Below are 14,900 nucleotides of genomic sequence, written 5' to 3' on the forward strand. Positions count from 1 at the left end.
CCATGCGGCTTCCGCTCTCGACCTATCGCCTGCAGATCCGCGAATCGTTCACCCTCGACGACGCCACCGAGGTCACGGAGTATCTCCGTGACCTCGGGGTCTCGTGGGCGTATCTTTCGCCGATCCTCGAGGCCACACCCGGGTCCGACCACGGCTACGACGTGGTCGATGTCACGCGCGTCGACCCCGCGCGCGGCGGCGCCGAGGGGCTCTCGCGCTTCGTCGATGCCGCTCGCGCCGCGGAGCTCGGCATCCTCGTCGACATCGTGCCCAACCACATGGGCGTCTCGGAGCCGCGCGCGAACGCGTGGTGGTGGGACGTTTTGCGCCAGGGCCGCGCCTCGGCGCACGCCGCGGCGTTCGACATCGATTGGGAGTTCGGTCACGGCAGGCTGCGCGTTCCGATCCTCGGCGCGGACCTGGCCGACGAGATCGGCGAGATCACGTACGACCCGACACCGGCCGACGACGCCCCCGACGGGCTGATCCGCTACTACGACCACGTCTTCCCCGTCGCGCCGGGAACAGGGACGGATGCCGCGGCGTCGGGCTCGAGCGAGGCCGTCGCCGCTCTGCTCGACGCGCAGAACTTCGAGCTACGGTTCTGGCAGGACGAGGCGGCCGACCTCAACTACCGCCGTTTCTTCGCCGTGACGACCCTGGCGGGCGTCCGCGTCGAGCTGCCCGAGGTGTTCGACGCCACGCACGCCGAGATCCTGCGCTGGGTGCGCGAGGGCCTCGCCGACGGCCTGCGCGTGGATCACCCCGACGGGCTCGTCGACCCCGGCGGGTACCTTGACCGGCTCGCCGTCGCTCTCGAAGAGGCGGGCGAGGGCGAGGTGGGCTACGTGCTCGGCGAGAAGATCCTCGAGCACGGTGAAGCGCTGCCCTCGTGGTGGAAGACCGCGGGGACGACCGGCTACGACGCTCTCGCCGAGATCGACCGCGTCCTCACCGACCCCGCGGGTGAGTCCGCTCTTGACGCTCTCGACGCGCGGCTGCGCTCCGACAGCGACCTTCCCGCCCTCACCGGCTGGCACGATCTCATCCACGACACGAAGCGCAAGATCGCCGACTCCATCCAGGTCTCGGAGATCCGCCGCCTCGTGCGCGGGCTCCCCGCGGTGCTGCGCGAAGAGTTCGAGGTCGAGGTCCTGCAGGACGCTCTGGCCGAGATCCTCGCGTGCTTCCCGGTGTACCGCTCCTACCTCCCCGCCGGCCGCGCTCACCTCGACGCCGCCGCGGGCGACGCCGAGGTGCGTCGTCCCGAGCTGGGCGACGTGATCGAGAAGCTCGTCCCGGTGCTCGCCGACACGAGCCTCGAGGTCGCCTGGCGTTTCCAGCAGACGACCGGCCCCGTGATGGCCAAGGGGGTCGAGGACACGGCGTTCTACCGTTACACGCGGTTGGGTTCGCTCACCGAGGTGGGCGGCGATCCGGGGGAGTTCTCCCTCGACGTGGCGGGCTTCCACACCGCGCAGGCCCTGCGCCACGCATCGTGGCCCACCGCCATGACCACGTTGTCGACGCACGACACCAAGCGCGGAGAGGACACGCGCGCCCGGATCGCGGTGCTGGCCGAGATCCCGGAGACCTGGGCCGCGCGACTCGAGGAGTTCCGCGGCATCGCCTCGACCGGTCATGGTCCTTTCGACGCGCTGCTCTGGCAGGCGATCGTGGGGGCGTGGCCGGCATCCGCCTCCACGCCCGAGGGCCTGAAGGTCTACCGCGAGCGGCTGCACGCGTACGCCGAGAAGGCGGCGCGCGAGGCGAGCGAGATCACCGGCTGGTGGGAGCAGGACGAGGCCTTCGAGGAGCGCATGCACGCGGTCGTCGACGCGGCCACCGGGCCCGCCGCCGAGCGCGTACGCGCCTTCGTCGACGAGATCTCGCCCGCGGGCTGGTCGAACGGCCTCTCGGCCAAGCTTCTGCAGATCATGGGTCCGGGCGTCCCCGACGTCTACCAGGGCTCCGAGCTGTGGGAGCAGTCGCTCGTCGACCCCGACAACCGTCGCGCGGTGGACTTCGCCGAGCGTCGTCGCCTTCTCGCGTCGATCGACGCTCCGGGGGCTCGTCCTCCGGCGGTGGATGCCACGGGGGCGGCCAAGCTGCTCGTGACCTCGCGCGCCCTGCGTCTTCGTCGGGAGCACCCGCTCGAGATCTACCGTCCGCTGGAGGCGGCCGGTGCGGCTGCCGACCACGTCGTCGCCTTCGACCGCGGCGGAGTGTTCGCGGTCGCGACGCGCCTGCCACACGGACTGATGGCCGCGGGCGGCTGGCGCGAAACGGTGGTGCTGCTGCCGGACACGCCTGTCATCGACGTGCTGACCGGTCGCTCGTTCGCGGGGGGCGCCGTGCCGGTGGCCGACCTGCTCGCGGTCTACCCGGTGGCCCTGCTGATCTTCTGACCCCCGTCTCCCGCCGCGTGAGGGGCCACTCCTTGTCGCCTCACGCGGCGCGGGGCGACACTTTTTGACCCCTCACGCGGAAGGAAACCCCCATGAGCATCGAGGTTTGGGCGCCGAAAGCCTCGCGGGTGCGGGTGCGCCGGCTGGACGACAGCGGCGACACGGTCGTCGAAGACATCGAGATGGAAAGCGCCGCCGACGGCTGGTGGACGGCGCCCGTCGACCTCGCCGACGGCGAGCGGTACGGCTTCGTGCTCGGCGACGGCGACGACCTGCGCCCCGACCCGCGTTCGCGGCGTCAGCCCGGCGGCGTGCACGAGGCGTCGGCCTGGTTCGACCCCTCGGTGTACGCCTGGAACGACGCCGCGTGGACGGGCAGGCAGCTCGCCGGCGGGCTGATCTACGAGCTGCACCTCGGCACCTTCACCCCCGAGGGCACCCTGGATGCCGCGATCGGCCGCCTCGACCACCTCGTCGACCTGGGTGTGACGCATGTCGAGCTGCTGCCGGTGAACGGCTTCAACGGCACGTGGAACTGGGGCTACGACGGGGTGCTCTGGTACACCGTGCACGAGGCCTACGGCGGGCCCGAGGCGTACCAGCGTTTCGTCGACGCCGCGCATGCGGCCGGTCTCGCCGTCATCCAGGACGTCGTCTACAACCACCTCGGTCCCTCGGGCAACTACCTGCCCGAGTTCGGCGAATACCTCCGCGAGGGCAGCCGCAACACGTGGGGCGACTCGGTCAACCTCGACGAAGACGCCGTGCGCGCCTACATCGTCGAGAACGCCCTGATGTGGATGCGCGACTACCACGTCGACGGCCTGCGCCTGGATGCCGTGCACGCGCTGCTCGACCACCGCGACCCGCACGTGCTGCAGGAGATCGCCGAACGCACCGACGCCCTGTCGGCTCATCGCGGCATCCCGCTCACCACCATCGCCGAGAGCGACATGAACGACCCGAAGCTGATCCTCCCGCGCGAGGCCGGGGGGTACGGCCTGACCGCGCAGTGGTCGGACGACTGGCATCACACCGCGCACGTGGCCCTGACCGGCGAGACGATCGGCTACTACGAGGATTTCGCCGATCTCGATGCCTTCCGGAAGGTCAGTGAGGGCGGGTTCTTCCACGACGGCACGTACTCGTCCTTCCGCGAGGAGGAGCACGGGAAGCCCATCCCCGAGGACGTGCCGAACTGGCGTCTCGTGACCTTTGCCCAGGACCACGACCAGATCGGCAACCGTGCCGCAGGCGATCGTCTGTCGCAGACACTCGGCTACGACCGACTGGCCGCCGCCGCCGTTCTCACGCTGACCGCGCCCGGCACGCCGATGCTGTTCATGGGCGAGGAGTGGGGCGCCACGACCCCGTGGCAGTTCTTCACCTCGCACCCCGAGCCCGAGCTCGGCAAGGCCACGGCGGAAGGGCGCATCGCCGAGTTCGAGAAGATGGGCTGGGACGAGTCCACCGTCCCCGACCCGCAGGACCCTTCGACCTTCGAGAACTCGAAGCTCGACTGGGACGAGGTCGGCGATGGCGACCACGCCCAACTCCTCGCTCTGTACCGGGAGCTCGCGAAGCTGCGGCGCGAGCGGCCGGAGCTGACCGACCCCTCGCGGGAGGGCCTGTCGGCGAACGCACGAGAAGCCCGGGGCGGGCGCGTGTACGAACTCCGGCGTCGCGACCTCGTCGTGATCGTCAACCTCTCGGAGGTCGAGTCCTCGACGTCGGTGGCATCCGGCGCTCGCGTGCTGCTGGCGACGGCAGAGGGGGTCGTGTTCGACGGCTCCGAGGTGACGGTGCCGGCCGGGGCGAGCGCCATCGTCGGCCCCGCTCTCTGACGCTGCGCCGGACGGCCCCGCCCTCGCACGGGGCGGGGCCGTCTGTCGTTCCCGCGCGGGGTTGACGGCTCCGACGGCGGATGCGAGCGTGGGGTGTACCTCACGAAGGAGCGGAACATGGATGCCGGACTCGTCGCTGCCCTGTCCACCACTGGTCTCGTGGCGATCGCCGCCGCCGTGGTCATCCTCGCCGCGGTCCGACGCTCTGGCGGAGGGTGGGGGACTCCCCGTCACCGTCCCGACAGCGAACTCGGCCGCGCTCGTGAGCAGATCCAGCGGCAGATCGACCTCGGCCGCTCCTAATCCGCCGCCGGGTCAGCCGGACACGGCGAACAGGCCCGCGATGCCGAGCGCGTAGAGAACGAGCACGACGAACGAGTCAACGCCCATCCCGATGATCCGTCGCTGCGGGCGGAAGATCAGCCCGACCACGTACACGAGCGTGAGCAGGACTGCCAGTGCCGTCAGGTAGATGTCGGCGCCGTCGGCCCGCGGGAGGACCGCGGATCCCGAGATGACGGTTGCGAGCAGGAACAGCACGGGCAAGAAGGCGTTGCCGCCGAAGATGTCGCTGATCGCGAGGTTGTCGTCGCCCTGCTTGATCGCCTGAAGACCCGTCGAGATCTCGGGGAGCGATGTCGCGAGGGCGAGAACGGTGGCGCCGAACAGCACCCCGGACAGGCCGATCTGCGACGACGCCGCATCTCCTGCGCGTTCGAGGACGACACCGGCCACCAGCGTCGCGAGAGCGGAGACCGAGAAGATGATCGCCGCCGTCGTCGTGCTCATCTTCGTGCCGCTGTCCGCCTTCGACGGCTTCGGGCTCGCGTTCGGAGCATGACCGTCCTCGTTCCAGGGCAGGTGCTTTCCGGCGCGCTGCACCAGGATCAGCCCGACGACCCACAGGGCGGCGATGAGGACGACGTCGGGGGTCAGCCGCAGCACCTCGAGTCCGTCCGGCAGCTGGCTTCCGGCGATCACCACGGCCAGCACGGCCACCACGACCAGTCCCTCGAGAACGAGAGTGAGCGACGCCGCGCGGTAAGTGAGCGGCTTCACCCCGCGCCCCCGCTTGCCGAAGGCGTCGAGGATGACGAGCACCACGGTCTGCAGGGCGATTCCACCGAGGATGTTGCCGACGGCCACCTCGAGGTTTCCCGAGACCGCGGCCGACACGGTGATGGCGATCTCGGGGAGATTGGTCGCCACGGCCAGCACGATCAGACCACCCAGCGCGCTCCCCAGGTGCAGGCGCGCGTCGAGGACGTCGGTGGCCCTGGACAGGTGGATTCCCGCCACCCACACCACGGCGGCGGCGGCGACGAAGACGACGACGAGCAGGGCGAAGGGGAGGGAGTCCACGCACTGATTGAACTCCCGGAACCCTCGGCATCCGCCCCTCTTGCGGGACGGATGCCGAGGGCCTAGGCGGTCAGTCGACGCTCGGGCGGATGAGGCGCAGCACGTTGACGATCACCGGCGGCAGCAGCACGACCGCGGCGACGATCAGTGCGGTGACGCCGATCGGCGCGCTCTGGGGCTCGCCCGTGAAACGCTCGACGGCCAGCCAGCTGAGACCCCAGGCCAGGGCGAGTGCGGGAGTGAGGCGCCACGAGCTCCGCCACGCGATCGCCAGGCCGATGAGAGCCACCACGATGAGGACGGCGATGCCGATGGCATCCGCGGCGTTCTCCCACTCCTTCGGCACGATGGTCGTCAGCCAGGCGGCAGTGTTCGCGACGGTGGCGAGGGTGACCCAGCCGAGGTGAAGGCCCGTGACGGCGTCGATGAGGACGGAGTCGACGACGCCGCCGCGCGGCTCGCGGGTCGAGACGGCGACGCGAAAGGTCCAGCCGAGGGCGGCGAGCAGGAGCGCGATGACCACGACCGTGAGGAACAGCGTGCCGAAGCGGGCCGCCACGAGCCAGAGACCGTTGAGGGTCATCGTCAGGGCGACGAGCCAGCCGAGGGCACGCTGGCGCGGGCTGGTGCGTTGGCTCGGGAGGGCCTGCCAGATCGCGTATGAGATCAGGCCGAGGTAGATGATCGACCAGATCGAGAAGGCGGGACCTGCGGGCGCGAGATACGAGCCGTCGGTGTTGAGCGCGCCGCCCTGCTGATCCTGCACGGCGGAGTTGCCGAAGGCGCCGGCGCCGATCACGGCGGCGATGAGCATGAACGACACCGCGGAGAGGACGACGATTTGACGAGCGAGGTCGCTGCCCCGCCGCTGAGCTGCTGTGTTCATACCCGGAATACTAGAAAAGCTAGCTAAATGCGGGGGTTGGGCTTGACATCGCGCGACGAACATCCGTCGACGGCGCGCCGTCGAGTGCGCTCCTCATCGGGGCGGCGGGCTCAGGCGGCGACGGCGCGCGCGGCGAAGGAGCGCAGAAGGCGTGTGGGCTGCTCGACGGAGGCGGTGCGCACGTGCGCCGAGACCTCGTCGAACGCGTCGGCGTCGAAGTATCCCGCGTCGCGGTAGACGACCATGCGCGCGACGAACGCGTCGGTCGTGGGCTCGGGATGAAACTGCGTGGCCCACAGCCCGGATCCGGCGCGATAGGCCTGCACGGGGCACGCATCGTTCTCGGCCAGCAGGGTCGCGCCCGGGGGAACGGTCGCCGTGCCCTCCTTATGAGCGGTGAGCGCCTCGAAGCGGGGTTCCAGGATGCCGAACAGCTCATCTTCGCGCCCCGCCTCGGTCAGCGCGATATCGGCGGGTCCCGTGCCCTCGGGATGCAGCAGACTCACCCGCCCGCCGAGAAGGCGCGTGACGACCCCGATCCCGAAGCACGTGAAAAGTGCGTTCGTACGACCCTCGATGGCCGCACCGGCGACACGCTCGAGGTCGCGCTCGAGGCGGCGCTGCTCATCGCTCTTGTGGGGATCGGTGACGTTGAAAGGGCTTCCGCCGACGACCACCGCGGCGTATCGGTCCAGATCCGCGGGGAGCGGCTCGCGGACGAGATCGTGGTGCACGAGATCGTCGTCGCGCACTCCCAGACCGTCGCGGAACGAGGCCCATTCGGCCACGGCCGCCTCACGCTGCGGGCGGACGCAGACGTAGAGCAGGGAACCGGTCATCCCGAAATTCTACGCGGGCGCCTTCTCGTGCGGTCAGGGGGTGACACGGAGTGAAACGTGGGTGCGCCGGCCCCCTCAGCGCGAGGATCGCGCGGTGCGACCGCGCACGATACCCACGAAGACCTCGACATCGGGGGTCGTGCGATCGCGGAGCCACGCGAGCGCAACGGTCGATCGCGGACCGTCCCGCAGGACGCGGTACTCGACGTCGCGACGTTGGTGAGCCCGCGCGAGCGACATCGGCACGATTACGACACCGACCCCCGCGGCCACCGTCGCGATGGCTTCGGCGGTATCCGCCGGAGTGGCGAACGCCGGGGCGACGGCATCCGGTATCGACAGGTGGAAGACGTCGTCGGCGGCGGCGATGACGACCTCGCCCCGCAGGTCGGAGAGCTCGAGCTCGTCCGCGGCCGTCAGATGGGAGTCGGCCGACATCACCACGACGGGCTCCTCCTCGTAGAGGGGGATCACGTGCACGTCGTCGGACTCCTCGACGGGCAGCCGAACGAGAGCCGCATCGACGTCGTCGAGCGCCTCGAGCTGGGTCGCGACGACGAGCTCCCGCAACTCGAGAGGGACATGCGGCATCCGCTCGCGCCACAGGCCGATCCACTTTCCGGGGGTCGCCCCGGGGATGGCCCCGAGCACGAAGTCGCGCGGCACCTCGCGTGGCGGGGCCGCTCGCTCCGCCGGAGGCTTCGGCTTCGTCGTGCGCGCCCGCCCCGACGCGGCGGGCTTTGCACCGCCCGCACGCCGAGGTGCGCCACTGCGCCCGCGGGACCCACTGCCTTTCGCCATGGCTCCAGGCTAACCGCGGCACTAACGTGGGATGCATGATCGGCATCCTGGCACTCGTCTTCGCGGGACTCGCGGCCCTCCTGCACGTATACATCTTCGTGCTCGAGAGCGTGCGTTGGACACAGCCGAAGACATGGAAGGTGTTCGGGATCGCCGATCAGCAGACGGCGGATGCCACACGCCCGATGGCGTACAACCAGGGCTTCTACAACCTGTTCCTCGCGGTCGGCGCGATCGTCGGCATCGTCTTCTGGGTGGTGAACGGCATCGGCGACGTCGCGGGTCGCACCCTGTTGATCTTCTCGCTCGGCTCGATGCTCGCCGCTGCCCTCGTGCTCATCACCTCGGGGGCGAAGTACCTGCGTCCGGCCAGCATCCAGGGCACGCTGCCCTTGATCGGACTGATTCTGGCGATCTTCGCCTGACGCCGCGCGGCGACGCGAAAACCCGCACGCTTCGAAGAGTCGTGCGGGTCGTGGATGCCGCGGCGAACGCGCGTCAGGCTGCCAGCCGCAGTCCCCGACGGTCGGTCGCCACGGCCTCGCCGTCATTGATGATCTCGTCGTCGCCGATGAGCGAGCCCATCGCGATGCGCGCGTTGTGGCCGACCTGCGTGCGGACGCCGATGTGAGCGCCGGCGCCGATGACCGCCCCCGCGCAGATGTGCGCGTGCGGCTCGATGTGCGCCTCCGGGCCGATCACGGCGTCTGATTCGATCCAGGCACCGCGGCCGACACGAACACCCGCGGCGATCTGCACGCCGGGCTCGACGTAGGCGCCGTTCTCGACCAGCGCCGACGGGTGGACCTTCGCGCCGTGCGCGACGAGTCCGCGACCGTTGACGTGCTTGCGGTAACGCAGCGTCTCGCCGTGGTCGTTTTCGATGTCGATGTAGTTCTTTCCCACGATCCCCTCCGGTCGGTCATCGGGTTGAGCCGACATGTATCACAACGGGTCGGGAACGGTGTTCATTCCCTCGAATGCTTCTTCGTCGCCGGTACCGTGATCGGTTTCCTCGATGTCGAGGAAAGGGCGACGCGCGGGGTGCGACGTGGAGTCGTCCCCCTGTTCTCGCACGCTCGGAAGAAGGAGCCGGACGGGTTGACACGGGGCGCGAAGAGGGTCCGTCCTCTGCGGTGTCCCGCGTGGTCCCCCGCGGAGCAGCGGTTCGCGCAAGAGCCCCGGCCTCCGTCGGCCGCGTGCACGCCGTGTCAGCCGGGCTGGCAGGTGGGGCACCAGTAGACGTTGCGCTCACTCGTGGCGGAAGCGCCGAGGGACGTCGCGCGGATGGGTGTCCCGCAGCGGCGGCACGGGGCCCCCTCTCGCCCGTAGACCCAGAACCGACGCCCGGGCCGGCTGTCACCGGTGAAGGTGCGTTCGGGGCGCGGAAGGTTGGCGCGAATCATCCGCTCGCCGAGCGCGATGGTCGCCTGAGCGTCGATATCGGTGGCGGGAGTGGTCGGAGCGATGCCTCGGACGAAGAGCAGCTCGTTCGCGTAGACGTTGCCGAAGCCGGCGACATTGCGTTGGTCGAGCAACGCGACGTGCGCTGCTCTCTCGTCGGCGGAGACGCGGCGGACGGCTTCGGCTTCGTCCCAGTCGTCGGCGAGGAGGTCGGGGCCCAGGTGCCCGATCACGGTGTGCTCGTCGCTCGTGCGCAGGACCTCGACCATGGCCAGATCGAAGCCGACGGCGTCGGCGCCCGCGACGCCGACGATCGCGCGCGCCTTGAACGCCTGGCGCCGCCAGCGTTCACCCGGACGGTAGACGTCCCACCGGCCCTCCATCTTCAGATGCGAGTGCAGGGTGTAGCCGCCGATGCGGTGCAGGAGGTGTTTGCCCCGGGCGGCGACCTCGTGCACCGTCTCGCCGCGCAGGTCGGCGGTGGCGCTCCCCGGCACACGGATGTCGAACCGTGTGACCACCTTGCCGGCGAGGGCCGCCGACAGCTTCGCGGCGGCACGGTAGACGGTATCGCCTTCAGGCACGGGCGGCCTCGCGCAGGGTGTCGCCGGCGGTGAGTTTGCGAAGCGTCAGACCCTTGGGCGATTCGACGAACCCGCCCTCGCGAAGAGCGCGGCCCACCGCGGTGCCGTAGACGAACTCGCCGTTGACCTGCTCGACGGTGAGGGTCTCGAGACGCCTCTTCTTGGCGGTCTCGGCGAGGTGGCGCGCCGCCGCCTGCAGCACCGCCTCGTCGTCGGTGAACGCGAGTGCGCTGCGACCGCCACGTTCGAGGTAAAGCGTGAGTTCACCGTCGACGAGCACGACGAGTCCGCCGGCCTTGCGGCCCGGCCGATGAGTGACCCCCTCGATCGCGGGCCAGCCGAGCGCGGCGCCGTAGGGGTTGGCGGGGTCGGTGGCGGCGAGCGTCACCGTGCGCAGGGGCGGCGGGTCGGCGACCGCCGCGAATTCGCGCAGCCGGTCCACGGTCGCCGAGGCCGCGAACTGTGCGGCGCCGAGCTTCTCGATCACGTACCCGCGTCGGCAGTGGCCGGCCTCTTCGAAGCCGGCGAGGATGCGGTACACCTGGGCGAAGCCGCCCGGCACGCCCTCTGACTGCACGGCGCCACGCGTGACGACGCCGTACCGGTCGAGAAGGAGGCTCGCCGTGGCCGTCGCACGGGTGGCGGGGTCCTGTTCGCGCTCGGGGAGGAGCGACCATCGTCCGCCCAGGGAGGGCGGACGCGGTGTCGAGGAAGAGCGTGGCATGGTGGCGCCGCGGTACATCCGAGCGCGAGGTGCGCGACGGGCGACACGGTGCGACTGGCCACTGCCGCTCAGCAGGGTGCGGACCGGGGCGAAGGTGTCGTTGGTGACCCGGCCCGCCCAGGTCAGCGCCCACAGGGCGTCGTTGACGGACTGCTCGTTCTCGGCACCGGCGAGCTGTTTCAGCTGCGTGGCGAAGTAGGCGCCTCCGCCCTCGAGAGCGGCGATGATGCGCGCCTCGAGAGAATCGGGCGCGGGATCGTCGGTGTCTTCGGGGTCTTGCAGGGTGAACGGCGCCGCCTCGGCCGGGTGCAGAGCGATCCATCCGTCGCGACCGGGAAGGGTGCCATGGCCCGACCAGACCACTTCTCCGGTGGCGGTGAGTTCATCGAGCAGCGCCGGGGAGTAGTCGAGCACCCGGGACGGCAGGACGAGCGATTCCCACGCGCTCGCCGGAATGGGAACGCCCGCGAGCTGCTCGATCACGGCGAGCACCCCGTCGATGCCCTCGAGCGGACGGCCCACGTGCTGCCACACGGGAAGGAACCGCGCGTACGCGGCCGGAGGGACCGGCTCGACGCTGCCGCGGATGGCCGCCAGTGAGCGCATGCGCAGACGGCGGAGAACCTCGACGTCGCACCATTCCGTCTCGTCGCCGCGGCTGCCGCCCGACGCCTCGGGAAGGAAGAACCCGCTCGCGAGGCGCCCCTGAGACTCCAGGCGCTGCAGCGTGAGCCGTGCGACCGCCACGCCGACGCCCAGGCGTTCTGCCACGGCATCGGTCGCGAACGGCGCGTGCGTGCGGGCGAAGCGGGCGACGAGATCGCCGAGGGGATCGGGGAAGGGTTCGAGGAACGCGTGGGGGATCCCGACGGGGAGAGCGGCGCCCAGAGCGTCGCGCAGGCGACCGGCGTCTTCGATTCCGGCCGTTCGTGAGATACCCGCGATGGTCACGCGAATCGCGCGTCGGTCATCGACGAGGGCGGCGAGGTGCTGCTCGGCGTCGACCAGCGCGTCGCCGTCGGTGTCGAGCCTCGCCGCCACCTCGGTCGCGTCGAGGGGTCCGAGGATGCGCAGCAGGTCGGCCACTCCCTCGACGCCGCGGGCTCGGCGGTCGGGATCCAGGCGCTGCGCTTCGCGCTCGAACTGGGCGATGACGTCGGGGTCGAGCAACTCGCGCATCTCGACCTTGCCCAAGAGCTCGCTGAGCAGTGCAGGGTCGACCGACAGCGCCGCCGCTCGACGCTCGGCGAGCGGCGAGTCGCCCTCGTACATGAAGGCGCCGACGTAACCGAACAGCAGATCCCGCGCGTACGGCGACGGCTGCGACGTCGTGATCTCGACGAGGCGGATCTTGCGCTCTCCGATCTGCCGCGTGAGGCGCAGAAGAGCGGGGAGGTCGTAGACGTCTTGGAGGACCTCGCGGAGCGTCTCGAGGATGATCGGGAACGCCGGATGCCGTTTGGCGACCTCGAGCAGTTGCGCCGAGCGCTGGCGCTGCTGCCAGAGCGGAGAGCGGCGGTTGGGATTCAGTCGGGGAAGGAGCAGGGCGCGCGCGGCGCATTCCCGGAAGCGTGAAGCGAACAGCGAGGAGCCGCCGACCTCGTCGGTGACGATCTGCTCGAGCTCGTCGGGTTCGAAGACGAAGAGGTCGGCTCCGGGCGGCTCCGCCGCCGCATCCGGAACCCGAGCGATGATTCCGTCGTCGCTCGCGACCGCCGCGCCCTCGACACCGAGACGTTCGCGGATGCGCGCGTTGACCGCGAGCGCCCACGGCGAGTGCACCTGCATGCCGTACGGGGAGTGCAGGATGATGCGCCAGTCGCCGACCTCGTCGCGGCTGCGCTCGACGGTGAGGGTGCGGTCGGTCGGGAGGGTCCCCGTCGCTTCGCGCTGCTCGGCGAGGTACGCGAGAAGGTTGGTGATGGCGTTGTCGTCGAGCCCCGATTCGCGCAGGCGCTCCTCGGCCGTGCCGCGGTCGGCGGCGGCGAGGTCGCGGGAGAACTTGCCGAGGGCCTCGCCCAGTTCGGCGGGGCGTCCGATGCCGTCGCCGTGCCAGAACGGCAGCTTGCCGGGCTGCCCGAAGGCGGGCAGCACGTTGACACGGTCGTGAGTGATCTCGACGATGCGCCAGCTGGTGGTACCGAGAGTGAAGACGTCGTTGACGCGGGACTCGTACACCATTTCTTCGTCGAGCTCGCCGACGCGGGCGTTCTGCGATTCTCCCGCCACGAAGACACCGAACAGACCGCGATCGGGGATGGTGCCGCCGCTGGTGACCGCGACACGCTGTGCGCCCGGCCGCCCGGTCAGCGTGCCCGCGTCGCGATCCCACACCAGACGCGGCCGCAGCTCGGCGAACTCGTCGGAGGGATAGCGACCGGCCAGCAGGTCGAGGGTGGCCTCGTAGGCGGAGCGCGGAAGCGAACGGAACGGCGCGCTGCGCTTGACCGTCTCGAACCACTCCTCGACGTCGATGGACCCGAGGGCCGAGGCGGCGACGGTCTGCTGGGCGAGGATGTCGAGGGGATTCTGCGGCACCGAGATGGCCTCGATACGCCCCGCCAACATGCGCTCGGTGACGACGGCGGTGTGCAGGACGTCACTGCGGTGCTTGGGGAAGAGCGCGGCTCGGCTGACCTCGCCGACCTGGTGGCCGGCGCGGCCGACGCGCTGCAGACCGGATGCCGCGCTGGGCGGCGACTCCACCTGGATGACCAGGTCGACGGACCCCATGTCGATACCGAGCTCGAGGCTGCTCGTGGCGACGACGCAGCGCAGGGTGCCAGACTTCAGCTCGTCTTCGACCTGAGCGCGCTGCTCCTTGGACACGGAGCCGTGGTGGGCCTTCGCAAGGATGGCGGCGACACCCTCAGAAGAACCCGCCTGCGCCATCGTGGCCGCGGGCACCGTGGGTTCGGGGACGTCGATGCCCTGCCGTTCGGCGTAGATCTCGTTCAGGCGACCAGTAAGGCGCTCGGCGAGGCGGCGCGAGTTGGCGAAGACGATGGTCGAGCGTCGCTCGAGGATGCGGTCGACGATCGCCTCTTCGACGTGCGGCCACACCGAGCCCGACACCTCGGTGCTCTCGGGGCGGTCGGAGAACCATTCGCCGTCACCCGCCTCGTCGGGGGCAGGAGACCCCGGTGGAGGAGGCGGATTGAGCATGTCGTCGACCGGGACCACGACGGAGAGGTCGAAGGCCTTGGTGGCCTTGGGAGCGACGATGTCGACCGGCTGCGCGCCGCCCAGGAACCGCGCCACCTCGTCGATCGGCCGGACCGTCGCCGAGAGGCCGATGCGCTGTGCGGGCTTGTCGAGCAGGGCGTCGAGACGCTCGAGGCTCACCGCCAGGTGAGCACCGCGCTTGGTCGCCGCGACAGCGTGCACCTCGTCGATGATGACGGTGTGCACGCCGCGCAGGGTCTCGGCCGCCTGGCTCGTGAGCATGAGGTACAGCGACTCGGGCGTCGTGATGAGGATGTCGGGCGGGGCCGTTACGAGCTTGCGGCGGTCGCCCGAGCTCGTGTCTCCCGAGCGCACTCCCACGGTCACCGAGGGCACTTCGATGCCGAGGCGGCGAGCGGACTGACCGATACCGACGAGGGGCGAGCGGAGGTTGCGCTCCACGTCGACGCCGAGAGCCTTCAGCGGAGAGATGTAGAGGATGCGGGTGTCGGTGGGGATCGCCTTGGGGGCTTTCGGCGCCGAACGCCGGCCGCGCGGCGAGGGAGCGGCATCCGGGACCTGGGGGCCCTTCTCGCGGAACACCCGGTCGATCGCGAAGAGGAACGCCGACAGCGTCTTGCCCGAACCGGTCGGGGCGACCACGAGGGCGTTGCGGCCCGACGAGACGGACTCCCAGGCCCCCTTCTGCGCGTTGGTGGGCGCCGAGAAGGCGCCACGGAACCAGTCCTGCGTCGCAGGACCGAATCTCTCCAGCACGTCGGCCATGCCGACATCCTCTCCCGGACCTCCGACATCGGGTCGGGGTTGACGTTCGCTCGCCGCGGAACGTCCTCGTCGTACGTGGTTTCCGTCGGCCGGTCCG

The 14,900-nt window shown here is 70.4% G+C and carries 11 protein-coding genes; 4 read left to right on the top strand and 7 right to left on the bottom strand.

Features of this window, described 5'->3' with window-relative positions; translation table 11 throughout:
* Positions 1-2: 2 nt before the first annotated feature.
* The 3 genes from treY to MTE01_RS07295 all read left to right on the top strand — a co-directional run bounded on the left by treY (position 3) and on the right by MTE01_RS07295 (position 4,555).
* On the top strand, positions 3-2,408 hold the full coding sequence (gene treY, locus MTE01_RS07285; protein ID WP_141376579.1) for a malto-oligosyltrehalose synthase: 2,406 nt from the start codon (positions 3-5) through the stop codon (positions 2,406-2,408).
* A 92-nt stretch (positions 2,409-2,500) separates the two neighbouring features.
* Positions 2,501-4,252 (top strand): malto-oligosyltrehalose trehalohydrolase, encoded by a 1,752-nt coding sequence (treZ, locus tag MTE01_RS07290; RefSeq protein ID WP_141376582.1) that lies wholly within the window; start codon positions 2,501-2,503, stop codon positions 4,250-4,252.
* Positions 4,253-4,369: 117 nt separating this feature from the next.
* Positions 4,370-4,555: a hypothetical protein gene (locus tag MTE01_RS07295; RefSeq protein ID WP_103206822.1), complete on the top strand. Its 186-nt coding sequence runs from the start codon at positions 4,370-4,372 to the stop codon at positions 4,553-4,555.
* A gap of 12 nt (positions 4,556-4,567) precedes the next feature.
* On the opposite strand, the gene MTE01_RS07300 is transcribed toward MTE01_RS07295, so the two are convergent.
* The 4 genes from MTE01_RS07300 to MTE01_RS07315 form a co-directional block, all read right to left on the bottom strand.
* Positions 4,568-5,614 (bottom strand): sodium:calcium antiporter, encoded by a 1,047-nt coding sequence (locus tag MTE01_RS07300; protein ID WP_141376584.1) that lies wholly within the window; start codon positions 5,612-5,614, stop codon positions 4,568-4,570.
* A 70-nt stretch (positions 5,615-5,684) separates the two neighbouring features.
* Entirely contained in the window at positions 5,685-6,500 is an 816-nt protein-coding gene (locus tag MTE01_RS07305; protein ID WP_141376586.1) for a TspO/MBR family protein, read from the bottom strand.
* A gap of 110 nt (positions 6,501-6,610) precedes the next feature.
* Positions 6,611-7,339: a glutamine amidotransferase-related protein gene (locus MTE01_RS07310; RefSeq protein ID WP_141376588.1), complete on the bottom strand. Its 729-nt coding sequence runs from the start codon at positions 7,337-7,339 to the stop codon at positions 6,611-6,613.
* A 75-nt stretch (positions 7,340-7,414) separates the two neighbouring features.
* Complete coding sequence (locus MTE01_RS07315) at positions 7,415-8,005, bottom strand: LysR substrate-binding domain-containing protein (protein ID WP_246078059.1); 591 nt, start codon at positions 8,003-8,005, stop codon at positions 7,415-7,417.
* 170 nt (positions 8,006-8,175) lie between these two features.
* On the opposite strand from MTE01_RS07315, the gene MTE01_RS07320 reads away from it, so the two are divergent.
* On the top strand, positions 8,176-8,565 hold the full coding sequence (locus tag MTE01_RS07320) for a DUF1304 domain-containing protein (RefSeq protein WP_116238696.1): 390 nt from the start codon (positions 8,176-8,178) through the stop codon (positions 8,563-8,565).
* A gap of 73 nt (positions 8,566-8,638) precedes the next feature.
* Here the strand turns inward: MTE01_RS07320 and MTE01_RS07325 are convergent, their stop codons facing one another.
* The 3 genes from MTE01_RS07325 to MTE01_RS07335 all read right to left on the bottom strand — a co-directional run bounded on the left by MTE01_RS07325 (position 8,639) and on the right by MTE01_RS07335 (position 14,803).
* Positions 8,639-9,082, bottom strand: a complete 444-nt coding sequence (locus MTE01_RS07325) for a transferase (RefSeq protein WP_246078072.1) — start codon at positions 9,080-9,082, stop codon at positions 8,639-8,641.
* 269 nt (positions 9,083-9,351) lie between these two features.
* Positions 9,352-10,128: a DNA-formamidopyrimidine glycosylase family protein gene (locus MTE01_RS07330; protein ID WP_103206816.1), complete on the bottom strand. Its 777-nt coding sequence runs from the start codon at positions 10,126-10,128 to the stop codon at positions 9,352-9,354.
* On the bottom strand, positions 10,121-14,803 hold the full coding sequence (locus MTE01_RS07335; RefSeq protein WP_141376590.1) for an ATP-dependent helicase: 4,683 nt from the start codon (positions 14,801-14,803) through the stop codon (positions 10,121-10,123). The genes MTE01_RS07330 and MTE01_RS07335 overlap by 8 nt, the downstream gene beginning before the upstream one ends.
* Positions 14,804-14,900 lie beyond the last annotated feature (97 nt).

This window comes from Microbacterium testaceum, from assembly GCF_006539145.1.
GTDB classification, from domain to species: Bacteria; Actinomycetota; Actinomycetes; order Actinomycetales; family Microbacteriaceae; genus Microbacterium; species Microbacterium testaceum.

What these genes read in the sequence shown, in the direction of transcription:
- treY (WP_141376579.1), top strand. Translation starts at nt 3, where the DNA reads ATGCGGCTTCCGCTCTCGACCTATCGCCTGCAGATCCGCGAATCGTTC.
- treZ (WP_141376582.1), top strand. Translation starts at nt 2,501, where the DNA reads ATGAGCATCGAGGTTTGGGCGCCGAAAGCCTCGCGGGTGCGGGTGCGC.
- MTE01_RS07295 (WP_103206822.1), top strand. Translation starts at nt 4,370, where the DNA reads ATGGATGCCGGACTCGTCGCTGCCCTGTCCACCACTGGTCTCGTGGCG.
- MTE01_RS07305 (WP_141376586.1), bottom strand. Translation starts at nt 6,500, where the DNA reads ATGAACACAGCAGCTCAGCGGCGGGGCAGCGACCTCGCTCGTCAAATC.
- MTE01_RS07310 (WP_141376588.1), bottom strand. Translation starts at nt 7,339, where the DNA reads ATGACCGGTTCCCTGCTCTACGTCTGCGTCCGCCCGCAGCGTGAGGCG.
- MTE01_RS07320 (WP_116238696.1), top strand. Translation starts at nt 8,176, where the DNA reads ATGATCGGCATCCTGGCACTCGTCTTCGCGGGACTCGCGGCCCTCCTG.
- MTE01_RS07325 (WP_246078072.1), bottom strand. Translation starts at nt 9,082, where the DNA reads ATGTCGGCTCAACCCGATGACCGACCGGAGGGGATCGTGGGAAAGAAC.
- MTE01_RS07335 (WP_141376590.1), bottom strand. Translation starts at nt 14,803, where the DNA reads ATGGCCGACGTGCTGGAGAGATTCGGTCCTGCGACGCAGGACTGGTTC.